The sequence below is a fragment of the Caloramator sp. E03 genome (genome assembly GCF_006016075.1).
Classification (GTDB): Bacteria; Bacillota; Clostridia; order Clostridiales; family Caloramatoraceae; genus Caloramator_B.
Map to the genome: position 1 here is coordinate 2,808,300 of NZ_CP040093.1, position 16,192 is coordinate 2,824,491.

At 28.6% G+C, this 16,192-nt stretch carries 18 protein-coding genes and 1 pseudogene; 11 read left to right on the plus strand and 8 right to left on the minus strand.

Translation table 11 applies throughout. From position 1 onward, the window contains the following. Positions 1 to 163 precede the first annotated feature (163 nt). Positions 164 to 2,619: pseudogene (locus FDN13_RS13300) on the plus strand (FAD-dependent oxidoreductase). 26 nt (positions 2,620 to 2,645) lie between these two features. Here the strand turns inward: FDN13_RS13300 and FDN13_RS13305 are convergent. Genes FDN13_RS13305 through FDN13_RS13315 form a run of 3 tightly spaced genes read right to left on the minus strand, consistent with a single transcriptional unit; the run spans position 2,646 to position 4,975 of the window. After that, positions 2,646 to 3,422: a DUF2225 domain-containing protein gene (locus FDN13_RS13305; RefSeq protein WP_138980839.1), complete on the minus strand. Its 777-nt coding sequence runs from the start codon at positions 3,420 to 3,422 to the stop codon at positions 2,646 to 2,648. A gap of 45 nt (positions 3,423 to 3,467) precedes the next feature. After that, the gene (locus FDN13_RS13310; RefSeq protein WP_138980840.1) at positions 3,468 to 3,728 is read right to left on the minus strand and encodes an EscU/YscU/HrcU family type III secretion system export apparatus switch protein; all 261 of its coding nucleotides are present in this window, start codon (positions 3,726 to 3,728) and stop codon (positions 3,468 to 3,470) included. Continuing rightward, on the minus strand, positions 3,725 to 4,975 hold the full coding sequence (locus FDN13_RS13315) for a flagellar hook-length control protein FliK (protein ID WP_138980841.1): 1,251 nt from the start codon (positions 4,973 to 4,975) through the stop codon (positions 3,725 to 3,727). Before FDN13_RS13315 ends, FDN13_RS13310 begins: the two co-directional genes overlap by 4 nt. A gap of 76 nt (positions 4,976 to 5,051) precedes the next feature. Here FDN13_RS13315 and FDN13_RS13320 point away from each other — a divergent pair, with 76 nt between their 5' ends. From FDN13_RS13320 to FDN13_RS13335, 4 genes are all read left to right on the plus strand, one after another. Beyond that, positions 5,052 to 5,729, plus strand: a complete 678-nt coding sequence (locus FDN13_RS13320) for a metallophosphoesterase (protein WP_138980842.1) — start codon at positions 5,052 to 5,054, stop codon at positions 5,727 to 5,729. A 36-nt stretch (positions 5,730 to 5,765) separates the two neighbouring features. After that, a complete protein-coding gene (locus tag FDN13_RS13325) occupies positions 5,766 to 5,978 on the plus strand; it encodes a heavy-metal-associated domain-containing protein (RefSeq protein WP_138980843.1) in 213 nt (70 codons plus the stop codon). A gap of 101 nt (positions 5,979 to 6,079) precedes the next feature. Continuing rightward, positions 6,080 to 6,991 (plus strand): AEC family transporter, encoded by a 912-nt coding sequence (locus FDN13_RS13330; protein WP_138980844.1) that lies wholly within the window; start codon positions 6,080 to 6,082, stop codon positions 6,989 to 6,991. Between the two features lie 26 nt (positions 6,992 to 7,017). Beyond that, positions 7,018 to 8,349: a [Fe-Fe] hydrogenase large subunit C-terminal domain-containing protein gene (locus tag FDN13_RS13335; protein WP_138980845.1), complete on the plus strand. Its 1,332-nt coding sequence runs from the start codon at positions 7,018 to 7,020 to the stop codon at positions 8,347 to 8,349. 7 nt (positions 8,350 to 8,356) lie between these two features. Here the strand turns inward: FDN13_RS13335 and FDN13_RS13340 are convergent, their stop codons facing one another. Continuing rightward, positions 8,357 to 8,893 (minus strand): class IV adenylate cyclase, encoded by a 537-nt coding sequence (locus tag FDN13_RS13340; protein ID WP_138980846.1) that lies wholly within the window; start codon positions 8,891 to 8,893, stop codon positions 8,357 to 8,359. Between the two features lie 144 nt (positions 8,894 to 9,037). On the opposite strand from FDN13_RS13340, the gene FDN13_RS13345 reads away from it, so the two are divergent. Continuing rightward, positions 9,038 to 9,895, plus strand: a complete 858-nt coding sequence (locus tag FDN13_RS13345; protein WP_138980847.1) for a DUF5685 family protein — start codon at positions 9,038 to 9,040, stop codon at positions 9,893 to 9,895. Next, positions 9,879 to 10,490: a J domain-containing protein gene (locus FDN13_RS13350; protein WP_138980848.1), complete on the plus strand. Its 612-nt coding sequence runs from the start codon at positions 9,879 to 9,881 to the stop codon at positions 10,488 to 10,490. Before FDN13_RS13345 ends, FDN13_RS13350 begins: the two co-directional genes overlap by 17 nt. Here the strand turns inward: FDN13_RS13350 and FDN13_RS13355 are convergent. Beyond that, positions 10,487 to 10,711 carry a hypothetical protein gene (locus tag FDN13_RS13355; protein WP_138980849.1) on the minus strand — a complete coding sequence of 75 codons (225 nt, stop codon included), beginning with the start codon at positions 10,709 to 10,711 and terminating at the stop codon, positions 10,487 to 10,489. The two genes, FDN13_RS13350 and FDN13_RS13355, sit on opposite strands and share 4 nt — an antisense overlap. Before the next feature lie 293 nt (positions 10,712 to 11,004). Here FDN13_RS13355 and FDN13_RS13360 point away from each other — a divergent pair, with 293 nt between their 5' ends. The 4 genes from FDN13_RS13360 (at position 11,005) to FDN13_RS13375 (ending at position 13,990) form a co-directional block, all read left to right on the plus strand. Further along, positions 11,005 to 11,253 carry a hypothetical protein gene (locus FDN13_RS13360; RefSeq protein WP_168190170.1) on the plus strand — a complete coding sequence of 83 codons (249 nt, stop codon included), beginning with the start codon at positions 11,005 to 11,007 and terminating at the stop codon, positions 11,251 to 11,253. Positions 11,254 to 11,282: 29 nt separating this feature from the next. Beyond that, a complete protein-coding gene (locus FDN13_RS13365; protein WP_138980850.1) occupies positions 11,283 to 11,564 on the plus strand; it encodes a hypothetical protein in 282 nt (93 codons plus the stop codon). A 270-nt stretch (positions 11,565 to 11,834) separates the two neighbouring features. Further along, positions 11,835 to 13,010 carry an LCP family protein gene (locus FDN13_RS13370; RefSeq protein WP_138980851.1) on the plus strand — a complete coding sequence of 392 codons (1,176 nt, stop codon included), beginning with the start codon at positions 11,835 to 11,837 and terminating at the stop codon, positions 13,008 to 13,010. A 44-nt stretch (positions 13,011 to 13,054) separates the two neighbouring features. Continuing rightward, a complete protein-coding gene (locus FDN13_RS13375; RefSeq protein WP_138980852.1) occupies positions 13,055 to 13,990 on the plus strand; it encodes a GGDEF domain-containing response regulator in 936 nt (311 codons plus the stop codon). A gap of 53 nt (positions 13,991 to 14,043) precedes the next feature. On the opposite strand, the gene fba is transcribed toward FDN13_RS13375, so the two are convergent. From fba to FDN13_RS13390, 3 genes are all read right to left on the minus strand, one after another. After that, positions 14,044 to 14,976 (minus strand): class II fructose-1,6-bisphosphate aldolase, encoded by a 933-nt coding sequence (fba, locus tag FDN13_RS13380; RefSeq protein ID WP_138980853.1) that lies wholly within the window; start codon positions 14,974 to 14,976, stop codon positions 14,044 to 14,046. Positions 14,977 to 15,111: 135 nt separating this feature from the next. Continuing rightward, positions 15,112 to 15,504: a DUF4363 family protein gene (locus tag FDN13_RS13385; protein ID WP_168190171.1), complete on the minus strand. Its 393-nt coding sequence runs from the start codon at positions 15,502 to 15,504 to the stop codon at positions 15,112 to 15,114. Further along, positions 15,494 to 16,114: a DUF421 domain-containing protein gene (locus tag FDN13_RS13390; RefSeq protein ID WP_243120227.1), complete on the minus strand. Its 621-nt coding sequence runs from the start codon at positions 16,112 to 16,114 to the stop codon at positions 15,494 to 15,496. Before FDN13_RS13390 ends, FDN13_RS13385 begins: the two co-directional genes overlap by 11 nt. Positions 16,115 to 16,192: the final 78 nt, after the last annotated feature.

Below are 16,192 nucleotides of genomic sequence, written 5' to 3' on the forward strand. Positions count from 1 at the left end.
ATATAAAAGAGTATATAATTAAGTATAGCAAAGAAAATTTTAAAGTCAAACCAAGAATACATAATACCAGTTGGGGGTATATTGACATTAGCCTGTATTTGTTATATTATTAACTTAGTAGGGAAATAATAAATAATAATATAGATAATAAGGGGTTGATAAAATGTCAAAGAAAATAATAATAGTTGGCGGTGTTGCTGGAGGCGCAAGTGCTGCTGCAAGGCTTAGAAGACTTGACGAAAAGGCGCAGATAATTATGATTGAAAGAGGAGGATATATTTCCTTTGCAAATTGTGGTCTTCCATATTATATCGGAGGAACTATAAAAGAGAGGGAAAAGCTTCTTGTACAAACTGAAGAAGGAATGGAAAAGCGTTTTAATATTGACATCAGGGTAAACAGTGAAGTTATAAAAATAGACAGGGATAAAAAAGAAGTTGAAATATCATCAGAAGGCAAAACTTACAGAGAAAGTTATGATTATTTAATACTTTCACCTGGTGCAAAACCTGTAGTACCTCCTATACCTGGCATTGAAAGAAAAGAAATAATGACTTTAAGGAATATGGAAGATGTAGATAGGATAAAAAGTTACGTTGATAATAATAAGCCAAAGAGTGCAGCAGTAATCGGCAGTGGATATGTTGGAGTAGAAGTGGCTGAAAACTTAAAACATCTTGGAATGGATGTAGTTTTAATCGAAGCTATGGATCAGATACTTGGAGTATTTGACATTGAAATGGCAAGAATACTTGAAAAGCATGTAGTTGAAAATGGAATAAAGCTTATAACTAAGGATGCAGTAGAAAAGTTTGAAGGCGAAGGAAAAGTTGAAATTGTCTTAAAAAGTGGAAGAAGATTCACAACTGATATGGTAATATTATCAGTAGGAGTTAAGCCTGAAAACACCCTTGCAAAGGAAGCGGGGCTTGAATTGGGAGAGAGAGGCGGAATAAAAGTAGATGAACACATGAGGACTTCTGACCCATATATATATGCGGTTGGAGATGCAGTTGAAGTTAAGGATTATGTAACAGGTATAGACACTCTTATACCTCTTGCAGGACCAGCAAATAAACAAGGAAGAATAGCAGCTGATAATATATGTGGAAGAAACAGTATATATAAAGGAACTCAAGGCTCAGCTATTCTTAAAGTTTTTGATTTAACTGCTGCATCTACAGGAAGCAATGAAAAAACTTTAAAAAGGCTTGGCATACCATATTTAAAATCTTATACTATTTCTGCTTCCCATGCAGGATACTACCCTGGGGCTTTTACAATGCAGATTAAGCTTTTATTCTCTCCTGAAACAGGAAAGATATTAGGAGCTCAAATTGTAGGAAAAGAAGGTGTTGATAAGAGAATAGACGTGCTTGCTGAGGCTGTAAGACATAATCTTACCGTTTATGATCTTGAAGAGCTTGAACTATCTTATGCACCACCTTATTCATCAGCTAAGGATCCAGTTAACATGGCAGGATATGTTGCATCAAACATTTTAAAGGGAGATATGAAGGTTATTCACTGGGATGAAATTGATAAAATAAATAAAGATGAATACTTTATATTAGATGTTAGAACACCAGTGGAATTTCAAGCTGGACATATAGAAGGGGCTGTAAATATTCCAGTTGATGAATTAAGAGGAAGACTTAATGAAATACCAAAGAATAAAAAAATACTTGAATATTGTAAGATTGGCTTAAGAGGATATATTGCATATAGGATACTTTCACAAAATGGATTTAATGTATTTAATTTAAGCGGAGGATATGATATATATTCTGCTGCAACTTTAAAATTAGAAAATAAGATTGAACTTAATGAGCAGATGACTCAAATTGAAAAAAAAATGATAAAATAGAGAAAGATAAAAAGACTATTAAAATAGATGCCTGCGGATTACAGTGTCCAGGACCAATTATGAAGGTTTCTAAGGAAATACAAAATATTAATCCTGGAGATATACTTGAAGTTCATGTAACTGATGCAGGTTTTACAAGTGATATAAAATCCTGGTGTGAAAGAACTGGAAACACGTTAATTGGAGTTGAGAAAAGCTGTTGTGATTATACTGCATATATAATGAAGGGGCAGGATAGTGTAAAAGAAAACAGAGAAAATACTAATAAAGCAGCAGAAATTTTAGAAGGCAAAACTATCGTTGTATTTAGTGGTGATTTAGATAAGGCAATAGCTTCGTTTATAATAGCAAATGGTGCAGCGGCAATGGGAAGGCCAGTTACTATGTTTTTTACCTTCTGGGGACTTAATATATTAAGAAAGGATGTAGCTCCAAGAGTAAATAAAACATTTATTGAAAAAATGTTTGGGGCTATGATGCCAAGAGGAAGCAAAAGGCTTAAATTATCAAGTATGAATATGGCTGGAATAGGGCCTAAAATGATAAGAGGCATAATGAAAAAGAAAAATATATTATCCCTTGAAGAGTTAATTGACCAAGCAAAAGAAAATGGAATAAAACTAGTTGCTTGTTCAATGTCTATGGATGTTATGGGAATTAAAAAAGAAGAGCTAATTGATGGTGTAGAAGTTGGAGGAGTTGCTTCATATCTTGGAGAAGCTGAAAAATCAAATGTAAATCTGTTTATTTAAAAATAGCGGCTTTAAAGCCGCTATTTTTAAATGCTTTTTATTAAATCTTTTTGATCCCTTGCAAGTTCTTTCAGCCTTGGATTAACATTAGGAGTTACAATTACTTTACTAAACCAAAGGAGAGCTTCATGATTATCTCCAAGTCTTCTTGCAAGCTCACCTAAAAGATACATAAGAGTAAATCTGTCCATCCCGCATATAGGAAAGGACTCCTTTTCATAGGCTTCTTTAAAACCTATGAAGGCTTGTTCAATAAATTTGTTTTCTTCTTCTTTATTTTCTTTTAATCTATAAAGCCATGCAATTTTAAGACATATATATGCTTTTTCACTATTTTTAGCATTTTTTACAACAGCGTTTAAAAGAGCAAGTTTATATCTTTCTATTCCAGTTTCTAAGTCGAAAACTTCTGGATACATTCTTGGTTTAAACTTTGGAGTTATATTTTTTCTTATAAGTTCGGCCTGATTTTGTTTTAGTTTATCAAAATATTTTATAAGTGCTGAATAACCGCATCTTTGGCATACTATTACATCATATAGTAGAGGGTTAATATTTTCATATTTTGGCATTAAGTCAGTATCTTTAGAAACTAATCTCGCTTTTCCAATTTTAACAGTTTTCTCTTTAAAAATATTTCCACATACAGGACAACTATACGTTTTATCATATAAATAATCTTGAATTTTTGTTTCTTTGTTTTTAATATTAGCTGTTTCTTCCGTATTTTCATTGCTGTAAATATTTACATTTTTTAAATCATTAAAACCAAGGTTTTCAAGTCCTGAAAATATTCTGTCCATTATTATCATCCTTTCAGATATTTTGCATTAATATTATAGCAGATATTAATTATATTTTGTATCATTTAAACTGTATATAAATGCTATGATTTCAGCAACAGTTTCATAGAGCTCTAATGGTATATAATCATCAATAGATAATGTGCATAAGCTATTAACAAGTTCATCATTTTTTACAATTGGAATGTCAGATTTTTTTGCAGTTTCAATTATTTTCTGAGCAATTTCTCCAAAACCTATTGCTGTTACTTTTGGTGCTATATAAGTTTTATCATATTTTAATGTAGCTGCTTTCTTCTTTTTCATACTTTCACATCCAATTCTTTAAATGTGAATTCATTAAAAAAATCTGATAAATATACTAAAGTATTTTTTTGTTGTAACTTTTCTACAGATATGTCTATAAAGTTATATCCTAACCTTGCTAAGTTTTCTTTAAGAGTTGAAACTTTGCGATTAAAAAGATTAGTAAAGTTACTTCCAACTTTTAATTTTACAGATAAAAAAGAATTTTTTTTAGCAATATAACTTTCAACTGTGCCTAAATTAGGAGTATCAATTGAAATAAATATTTTAGTATTGTTTAAATCAAAAGCATTAGAGTTTTTGTATTTCTTTTTTATAATTAAGCTGTTTTTAAATATTTCATTTTGATAGTAACCATTGAAAAAAAATATATTATACATATTATTTAACTGCTTTAAAATAGGTAAATTATGATTTAGCAATTTTAAAAAATCAGTATTTAAACTTTCATATATATTTGAATCTTTATTTACAATATCAAGTGCATTTGAAAGGGATAAAAAGTGGAAATCTTGTTTTAAATAATAATGCTTAATAGAGGATACTAATTTATTAAAAAAAATATTTACATTTTCAAAGTTTCTTTTAGAATATGAACTATTTTTATCAATAAAATTTATAAAATCATTAAATTCATTGAATGTATCAGCAAAATATTTTATTTTAATTATATTTTCTATATCTATTTCAAAATCATTTTCTCTTAAAAATGATAGGAAATTTATATCAATTTCTTCTAATTTATGCAATACTTCTTTAATTTTTTCATCTGTAATTTCAGATTTTAAGCTAACAATTTCATTTTGAATTTGTGAATTTATAGTATCTTTGTTTAATGAGTTTAGTACTTTAAAATTTTTATATATTTCGAGTATGTTTTCATTACTTGCTGGTAAGCCAAATTTTAATAACGTTAAGGCTATATTTTTGGCATCTTTTGAAGGTATGTTTAAATTTTTTATTATTTTATTAATAGAATCTTCCTTGAAAGGTTCCTGTGTATTTGCCAATTGCTTTAAAACCAAGGTATTTTTATTTATATGAACAATTTCAAATTTTGAAAAAGAATTATATTCTATATTATCCTCAATAAATATAGCAGGCAGCATAGTACCGTCCGTAAGTTTTATTATGTTACCTAATTCATTATCAGCTAAAGCTTTACCATAAAGTATGCTGCCTTTTTTTATACTTGTAATAAATGATAAATTGTTATTTAATAGTTGTTCAATATTTTTTATATACATAATTATCACCTATTAATTTATCGGAAAAAATATTATAAAATAAATAGAGGTAATAAAGTAGAATGGATGTGATTTTATGGCTTTATTTGCAATAGGAGATTTACACCTATCCTTTGGTACAGAAAAGCCTATGGATGTTTTCGGTGATTTGTGGTATGAACATTATAAAAAAATAGAGTATAACTGGAATAGCAAAATAAAAAAAGAAGATTTCATTCTAATACCTGGTGATATATCATGGGGTATGAAATTTAATGAAGCTCTCCCTGATCTTGAATTTATACATAATCTAAATGGTAAGAAAATATTAATAAAGGGGAACCATGATTATTGGTGGAATTCAATAAAGAAGTTAAATAGCCTTTATGATGATATGTATTTTATACAAAATACATATACAAAATATGAAGATTATGGAATATGTGGTACAAGAGGATGGATTAATTTAAACGGTGAGGAACATGATGAGAAAATTTATAATAGAGAGCTATTAAGATTAAAAATGTCCCTTGATTTGGCAATAAAAGATGGAATGACTAAAATAATTGTTATGCTTCACTATCCTCCTATAACAAAGATTTCCAAAAGCAGTGAATATATTAATCTTATGCTAAACTATCCTGTAGAAAAGGTTGTGTATGGTCATATTCATAGTGATTCAAAGGAATTTTGCATAAATGGGCTATATAAGGGAATTGAGTTTATATGTGTCTCCAGTGATATTATAAATTTTAATCCTCTAAGGATATTATGATATAAAATGCAAAAAATAAATGTAGGAGGGATATGAGTGAGGGAATATTCTTTTATAATTCCATCAATGCATGATGAGATTTCAGCAAAGGATGTAAGAAGCATAATAACGGGTATTAGAGGAATTGAAGAAGTTGACGTTGATTATGAGGATGGGACTGTAAACGTATATTATGATGAAAATCAAGTTATTATTGATAAAATAAGGTATGCAGTAGAAAAACAAGGTTATACCATAAAAAATCTATAAATTTTAAAACTTGCAATCTTTAGGTTGCAAGTTTTTTTTTGTAAAACAATTTTATTTGTTATACAATATAATAATAATATAAGCTGATCTGGAGGTTTGAAATGAATACTTTAAAAATTGTGGAACAAGTTTTGGCTCTTTTTTTTATGATGATTATTGGATATATAGCAAGGAAAGCTAAAATAATTAGCGGAGACATGAATAGAGGCTTATCTGAAATTCTTTTAAAAGTAACCCTACCATGCCTTATAATATCATCTTTTAATGTGTCCTATTCAAAGGATACTGCATCAAATGCATTTACATTATTATTGTATTCATTAATAATTCATATTTGTCTATTTTTTGTAAGTAATATATTTTATAACAGATATCCAAAATCCGTCCAAAGTGTATTAAGATATGGTACTATTTTTTCTAATTGTGGATATATGGGTATCCCAGTGATTGAGAGTATATATGGAAAAACTGGTATATTTTATACATCAATATTTAACATACCCTTTAATATTTTAATATGGATTTTAGGTGTTTATCTTTTTTTAGGTAAAAGTGATTTAAAGACTTTAAGAAAGGCAATAATAAATCCAGGACTTATTTCAACCATTTTAGGGGTTATAATGTTTATATTTTCATTAAAACTTCCTAATATCTTAATGAAAACCTTTGAAGGCGTTGGCTCAATAACAACACCATTATCTATGATATTAATAGGTTCAATGATTGCGGAAATTCCTTTAAAAGAACTTTTTTTAAGCAAAAGCATATATTATTTTTCATTTATAAGGCTTATTTTAATTCCTGTTTCTATATTGTATATTCTTAATTTTTTTAAAGCTGATGGTATGCTTCTTAGTATTCCGGTATTAATAACAGCAATGCCAGCTGCAGCGAATACTCCTGTTTTTGCAGAAATATACGGTGGCGATACTGTTATAGCTTCAAAATGTGTACTAATTTCAACTCTTATATCTATAATTACTATTCCTTTAATTATTTTTTTAATACAATGATTTTTTAAAATTGAGGAGGTAAAGTTGTGATAAATGATTATATTAATATATTTCGTGAGTTAGTAAAGGCATATAACGAAGGCAATTTAAAAGAGAAATATAATCAGCTTATAGAAAATGCTAAAGATGATAATGCAAAAAAATATGTTTTTGCAGCAATGGGTTTAGATTATATAGAAAACGCTTCCTTTGAGGATATTAAAAAAGCAATGGATATGAAAAAAATGAAAGGTAAGATAGTAGTAAGAGTAGGCAACTGTGGAACTAGATGTATAGATGAGGATGGATTAACTTCATGTCAAAAATCATGTCCGTTTAATGCTATTGATGTATTACTTGATAAGAATACTGTTGTTATAAATGATAAATGTACTGATTGCGGTAACTGTATAGCTGCCTGTGATATAGGAAATTTAATCGATAAAATTGAGTTTTTACCATTAGCTGAATATCTTAATAGTAAAGAGGATGTATATGCAATTGTTGCCCCAGCATACATTGGACAGTTTGGGAAGGATGTAACCCCTGGAAAATTAAGAAAGGCTTTAAAAGCCATAGGTTTTAAAGACATGATTGAAGTTGCATTATTTGCTGATATATTAACGCTTAAGGAAGCTGTTGAATTTAATAAGCATGTACATAGACAGAAGGATTTCATGATTACAAGCTGCTGCTGTCCAATGTGGGTTGCAATGATTAAAAAGTTATATGCTGACCTTGTTCCTCATGTAGCACCATCAGTTTCACCGATGATTGCTAATGGACGTACTATAAAAAAATTATATAATAATGCAAAGGTAGTATTTATAGGCCCATGTGTTGCCAAAAAAGCCGAAGCTAAGGAAAAAGATATTAGTGATGCGGTGGATTTTGTATTAACATTTAAAGAGCTTAAGGAGATATTTGATATATTAAAAATAAAACCTGAAGATTTTTGTGAAGATGAGGGTGAGCATGCATCAAGAGCAGGAAGAATATATGCATATACAGGAGGAGTAAGCAGAGCAGTTTATGATACTGTAAATAAACTTTTCCCAGATAGAAGTATAAAAGTAAAAGCAGTTCAAGGGAATGGAGTTAAGGAATGTAAAGAAATGCTTCAGAGAATATTGAATGGTGAGATTGATGCAAATTTTTTGGAAGGTATGGGCTGTGTTGGAGGATGTGTTGGGGGGCCAAAGGCAATATTAAACAAAGATGAAGGAAAAGAAAATGTGAAAAAATATGGAAGTTCAACAGATATGATAACTCCTATTGATAACCCTTGTGTATATAATATACTAAACCAACTGGGTATTGATAATATATTAGATATTGCTGACGAGGAAAAAGGACAAATATTTGAAAGGAATTTTTAAATTTATTTCAAATAAGTCCCTTTTCCCTTTTTATTTCCTCAAGGCTCTTTGATGTTGCTAAGTTTTTATCTATTTTAAGCTTTTCAAGTAAATCAAATATATCTTTTTCACATTGTGCTTCAATTTCAATATATGGATAAGGAAATACATCTTTATCCCAAGTATCGAATTCAACGATTGCATTGTCTATTAAATAGCTTTCACGAAGCTTGTTTTCTTGTTTTAAATAGGAGAGTTTAATAGAGTCTAAAAAAAGCTTGCACTCTTGAAAGTCAGATACTTCAAATTCATGTTCTTCACAACTTCTATATTTACCTTGGAATAATAATTTTTTTACACAAAGCACAGTTTTGTGGCTATTATTTAATAGATTATGAATTTTTCTTATCCTAATATATCCTTTTGTTTCATTCACATTGTCTGGAAGCTTATAATAAAAGTTTTCCTGGTATTCTTTCTTAATTAAATTTCCTCCTAATGATATGATATCTTTTTTTGTTTTCTCTATATCAATTCCAAGAACTTTTACTTCAATTTCTTTCATATTCTTCCTCCTATATTGTTAAAATATAATATCTATTATAACAAAAAAAATAATTTCTTTGTAAAATCTTTATAATATAAATTTAATAATGTAAAATATCAATATATGAAGAAATTATATTAAATTTGTAAAAGAGGCTTATATATGTTTGGATATGTATTACCTTTTAAACCTGAGCTTAAAATAAAAGAGTATAATATATTTAAATCATATTATTGTGGTGTATGCAGAGCAATTGGAGATAAATCTATTATTTCTCGCTTTGCACTAACTTATGATATGACTTTCTTATCATTATTATTATCATCAATATATGAAGATGAGCAAATATTCAGAAAGAGGTTTTGCTTTTATAAAATGAGAAATGTTGTTCTAGCAGAACCTAATTTATATATAAAATATGCAGCTGATATGAACATAATTTTATATAATAGGAAACTAATAGATAATTATTTAGATACAAAAAATCCGATTTACATTTTATTATCTAATATGTTAAAATCTAAACAATATGCAGATATTGTAAATGAAAAAATTCAAAGAATTGATAATCAGCTAAATGAGCTTAGAAAACTTGAAAGGCTAAAATGTAACAGTATTGATGAAGTAGGGCACTGTTTTGCAAATATAACAGCAGAGATTTTTTCGATATATGATGATAAATATAATAAAATATTAAGGCAGTTCGGCTATAACATTGGTAAGTGGATATATACTATTGATGCATTTGACGACATTGAAAAGGATATAAAAAATAATAATTATAATCCCTGTATCTATAAATTTAATTATAAAGGTAACGATCCAAAGAAATTTAAAATGAGTATTAAGGAAAACATAGAATTTACTCTTTTTATGTGTTTAAATGAGATATCAAAAGCCTTTGAGCTTTTAGAATTAAAAAGAAATAGAGGAATAATTGAAAATATAGTATATATAGGTCTTGAACGTAAAACTATGAATATAATTGAAGGAGGATGTAATTGTGAGAAATCCTTATGAAGTATTAGGGGTAAAGGAAGGAGCTACAAAAGAAGAAATAAAACAGGCATATAGAGAACTTGTAAAGAAATATCATCCTGATAAGTATGCAGATAATCCTTTAAGAGAACTTGCAGAAGAAAAGATGAGGGAAATAAATGAAGCTTATGATTATCTTATGAGAAACGAAGCAGGAAGTTACAATAGTACAAGTGAAAATTATAGATATAGAAGTTATAATGAAAATAATTATGATGATTTTAATAGAGTTAGAACTTTTATAGAAATGAACAATATAAGGGCTGCAGAGGAAGAATTATCACGAATAAGGGTAAGAAATGCAGAATGGTATTATTTAAGAGGAATAATATATATGAAAAAAGGATGGTATAGTGAAGGATACGAAGATTTACAAAGGGCTGTACTTATGGATCCTACAAATATCGAATATAAACAGACTCTAAATAGGTTCATGGAAGCTAATAGAAATTATAGAAGCTATTCATATAAACAAAGAGGAGGGGCAGATCCTGATCTTTGTTCTATTTGTACATGCCTTTTTTGTAGTGACCAGTGCTGTGAATGTATGGGTGGGGATTTAATAAACTGTTGTTAGGAGGCTAACATGTTAAAATCAAAGAATATGAGCATATCTGGAATTACAGTTTCTTTAATAATAATTAGCCTGTATGCTGGTACTATATTAAAGAGCAATAAAATATTTTTTATTGCTCTTGCCACATACTTTGAAGCCATACCAATTATTAGATGCGGGATAAAAACAGGCATTCTGTCATATATTGCCTCATCATTACTTGCTATAATATTGATTCCCAATAAAATTTATGCGTTAATATTTATAACTATTGGAGTATATCCTTTTAGCAAGCTTTTTTTTGAAAGATTTAATACTTTTTTTGAATTCCTCCTTAAATATTTATGGTTTAATGTTACTTGCATTATTATTTATACTTTTTTAACAAAATATATAATGATAAATGATATATTGATAAGAAATAGGGAAACAATATTAATAATGGTTTTGCAATTTATATTTTTTGTTTATGATTATGTATTTACAAGATTTATTATTTTTATTAATTACAGGATATTAAAAGGAGAGTGATTTTGTGGAGATTACAATTATGGCAATAGTAGTTGAACATAGAAATAATAGTGCACCAAAGGTTCAAGAGATATTAACTAAATACGGATGTATAATTAAAGTAAGGCTTGGGCTTCATGAATCTGCCAAAGAGAATTGTTCCGAAAGAGGGCTTATACTTCTTGAACTTGAAGGAAGGGAAGAAGAAATTGAAAAATTAAAAAATGAGCTTATGGGTATTGGAAGCATAAGAGTAAACACTATGAAGGTATGATTAAATCATACCTTTTTGGAGGAATAATTATGGACAAGTTTTACGAACAACTTTTAACAACAAAAAAAAATATTGTGTATATATTTTTAAATATTTTAATGTATATATCAGCAATCATAATTATATTATCTTTAATATTTTCTATTTTAACTTTTAACTTTGCATATTTTATTATATCAGCTATAATTTTATTATTGCTGCCTATTATAAGGTATTTAAGAGATAACCAGTATAAAGAATTTGAGTATATATTTACAAATGGCAATTTGCAGATAGATATAATATATAATAAAAAAGAAGAAAAACAATAATAGATAAAGAAATTAGAGAATTTGAAACTTATGGGAAAATAAATGATATTAAATTAGATAATAAAACAAATAAAATATATTGCATACCCTGGGATAATAAAAATGATGTTTATGTTTTAATTACTAATGAAAATCCAAAAAAAGCATTATATATAGCTCCAGATAGTGAAATGCTTAAATTGATAAATCCTTATTTTTCTTTTGGAAGAAGATAAAACTTATTAAAAAGATATTAGTTGTTTGTTTTATGATATACAAAGGGGGTTAGGTATGAAAAAGATATTATTTATTTTAATTCCATTTTTGCTTATTTTCGGCCTTGGGGTTGGTTCATATTATTATATAAACAATAAAATATACATTCCGACTCCACAGAATTTTTTTACAAGTGAAAAAGAAAAAAATGATGCTAAATATGATGAAGAACACGGTATAATAAATGTGCTATTAATTGGTGTTGATAGTAGAAGTAAGTATGAGGATGCAAGAACAGATTCAATGATTTTAGCAACTCTTGATTTAAATAATAAAAAGATTAAGTTGACTTCTTTTATGAGAGATATGTATGTTCCTATACCTAACCATGGATTAAATAGGATAAACAGTGCTTTTTTCTTTGGGGGACCAGAACTTCTTATAAAAACAATAAATCAAGATTTTAATCTTAATATACAATATTATGTTTCTATTGATTTTAAGGCATTTCAAAATGTAGTTGATACCCTTGGAGGTATAGACATTGAAATAAAGGATTATGAGGTAGAGCAGCTTAATTACTATATAAAAGAAGCAAATTGGAACAATCCTATATATATAAAAGGGGCAGGCTATCAGCATCTTAATGGCCAGCAGGTTCTTTCATACTGCCGAATAAGGAAAGTTGGAAACGGTGATTATGAAAGAACTGAAAGGCAAAGAAAAGTACTGTCTTTACTTGCAGAAAAAGCAAAAAACATGGGTATTTTAAAGTTTCCGGAACTTTTTTCTTCAATACTTCCAAATATAAAAACAAATATCCCAACTTCAAAACTTATGAGTTTTGCCTATTCTACTTTGAAGATGGGTAATACTTCTATTGAAAGCATTAGAATACCAGTAGATGGAACCTTTGAGAGCATGATAGTAAATGGTATGGATGTGCTCGTACCTGATTTAGAAAAGAACATAAAATATTTAGATAGATTTATTTTTTCAATTGGTACAGCTGATTCTTCTAATATGCCTGTATATATGATAAATAATTTCCATTTAGAAGATGAACCGGTTGATAAACGTGGTAAAAATAAAAATATAATAAAAATAGAAATACCTGCCGATGCTATAAGAAATAATTCCGAAAATACCCAAGAAGTTGGAAATTATGATCAGAATGAGGAAGATAATAATCAGTATCCTAATATTGATGAATTAAATGAAAATATAGAAAACGCACCAGCAACTCCATAAAAAAGCGGAATTTAAAATGATTATATCTACTTTGGAGGTTGAGTATGGAAAAACAGAATATACTCATTGTAGAAGACAGCAGGTTTCATGGGGCTATTACGAAGGATATATTAACAAAAAATGGATATGAGGCTATATGGGCTATGTCGGCTGAAGAGGCTATGAAACTTAATGATTTTGATAAATATGATTTGGTATTACTTGATGTAATGCTCCCAGGAATTAATGGATATGAATTTTGCGAAATAATTAAGAATAGAAATCCTCTAATACCTGTTATAATGTTAACTTCAATGGAAGATGAAAAAAGTATGGTAACAGCGCTTGAATCAGGAGCTGATGATTATATAAAAAAGCCTTACAGTATCAAAGAGCTTCTTGCAAGGATGAAGGTTCAACTTAGAACAAGAAAATTACAAACAGAACTAATAAAAAAGAATGAAGAACTTCAGAAGGCTTATGAGACTATTAAAAAATTATCAATTACGGATGTATTAACAGGAGTTTATAATAGGGGGTATATAAAAGAGTATATTGAAAAACTATTAGAAAGTCGTAAAAATAGTAATATTGAACTTGCATGTGGTATGATAGATATAGATAACTTTAAGAATGTAAATGATACTTATGGTCACCTTACAGGGGATATAGTTTTAAAAAGCGTTGGATTAATATGTAAGCAGTGCGTGGGAGATAACGGTAAGGTGATAAGATTTGGAGGGGAAGAATTTCTTATAATAATTGATAAGAATTTAGATAAAACAGAAGAAATTGCAGAAAAAATAAGATATTGGTGTGAAAAGGATAGGTGTTGTGGATTTACTTATACTGTAAGCATAGGTTTAAGTATTTTTAAAGCAGATACAAATAATCTATTTAAAGATTTAGAAGATGGAATAAAAGAGGCTGATAAACTGCTTTATATATCAAAAAATATGGGGAAAAACAAAGTTACCCTAAATAAGGGTTATAATTTATAGTATGTGCGCCTAAATGATATAAAAGGCAATGCATTTTGCATTGCCTTTTATAATTAATATGCACTATTGCTACATCCAAGAACGTTTTTAATCTTATGCTTAACCATTTCCTTTATAGCATCTCTTGCTGGTCCTAAGTATTTTCTTGGATCAAATTCTTCAGGATGTTTTACAAAATATTCTCTAATAGTTGCTGTCATTGCTAATCTTAAATCTGTATCTATGTTTATTTTGCATACTCCCATAGTTGCGGATCTTCTAAGCATGTCTTCAGGTACTCCCTGAGCTCCTGGAAGGTTTCCACCAAACTCATTGCATTTAGCAACAAATTCAGGCATAACAGTTGATGCACCGTGAAGAACAAGAGGGAATCCTTGTAATTTCTTTGTTATTGTTTCAAGTCTTTCAAAGTCAAGGGATGGAGTTCCTTTAAACTTATATGCACCATGGCTTGTTCCGATAGCAACTGCTAATGAATCAACTCCTGTTCTTTCAACGAATTCAACAGCCTGATCAGGATCAGTATATGTAGCTTCTTTTTCAGATACCCTAACAGCATCTTCTACACCTGCAAGTTTACCAAGTTCAGCTTCAACAACAACTCCTTTTGAATGAGCATATTCAACAACTTCTTTTGTAATTCTTATGTTTTCTTCAAAAGGATATTTGGAGCCATCAATCATAACTGATGTAAATCCACTGTCAATACATGCTTTACAGATATCGAAGTTCTCACCATGGTCAAGATGTAAAACTATTGGAAGGTTTGAGTCTTCAACTGCTGCTTCAACAAGCTTCTTTAAATATGTAGGATTAGCATATTTTCTTGCACCAGCAGATACTTGGAGTATTAAAGCAGATTTTTCTTCTTTTGCAGCTTCAACTATTCCTTGTATTATTTCCATGTTATTAACGTTAAAAGCTCCTATTGCATATCCTCCCTTATAAGCCTTTTCAAACATTTCTTTTGAAGTTACAAGTGGCATTTATAATCCTCCTTTAATATTTATTTTATGATTTAAGACTACAGTTTTTAAAATGCAGTCTCTAATGGACATATTTAGTCCCACTGGGACATAAATATTACAATACAATTATATAATATTTTAAAGATAATGCAACTAAAATATATTTTCTAGTGATATTTTTTCCATCTTAGGTATATGGCTTATGTAATGTTTTAGACTTTCCAGTGAAGCAAGGGCATCGGCTTTTTCCTTTGTATCTATAAATTCTTTTGCGGTTTTTAATGAAACTGTTATATTATCTATTTCATGATGATTAGTTATTAGTGCCCATATTTCTTCTATTTTGTTCCACTCCTTAGATGCACTTTCAATTGAACTTTTAGCTTTATTCCATTGGTCGGATTTAATAAAATTTTCAGTATTATTTATATTTTTAAGAATAAGGTTACTTGTATTGCGAAGATATATATATATAATCACTTCTAATATAATTATAGCAGTTAATATTGATAATGAGAAAATTATTATTGATTTTTCATTCCTCATTTTTCGACCTCCTTTGTATAAAAAATTCTCCTTTTGTATCAAACATGGCAATAAAAACATCTTCTATTTTGTCTATTTTGTTTTCTTTTAATATTTTGTTTAACCAATTCATATCATAGCCAGAGATTTTTAAGTTTTTAGTATTTAAAACCCCATCTAATATTATACTTATTGGCAATTTAATTTCAGAATCCTTTATATTTAAATCTTCCTTTGTAGCTGGTGCTTTATTTGATTTTGGGATGATACTTAATTTACCATTGGTTTCAAGTATAGCATATTCAATATCTGATATATTAAAATAGCCTAATATTCTAATCTCTTCTAAAAGATCGGTTAAAGTAAATCTTTGCTTCCTCATTTCTGACTCAATAACTTTTCCGTTTTTTATTAGTATACTTGGAGAGCCACAAACTATCTTTCTTATTCCTTCGATTTTTAGAGATAATAGGGATATAATAATTTCAAGGAGCATTAAAGTAAAAATAGGTATTATACCGTTTCTTAAAGGTATTCCAGTATCTTGCATTGGCACGGCAGCAAGTTCTGATAGCATAATAGCTATTACAAGTTCAAAGGGTTGAAGCTCACCAATTTGTCTTTTACCCATAATTCTCATTACAAAAACAACAAAAGTGTAAAGAATAATTGTTCTTATAAATACAACCACGTAAAACCACCTCGGATT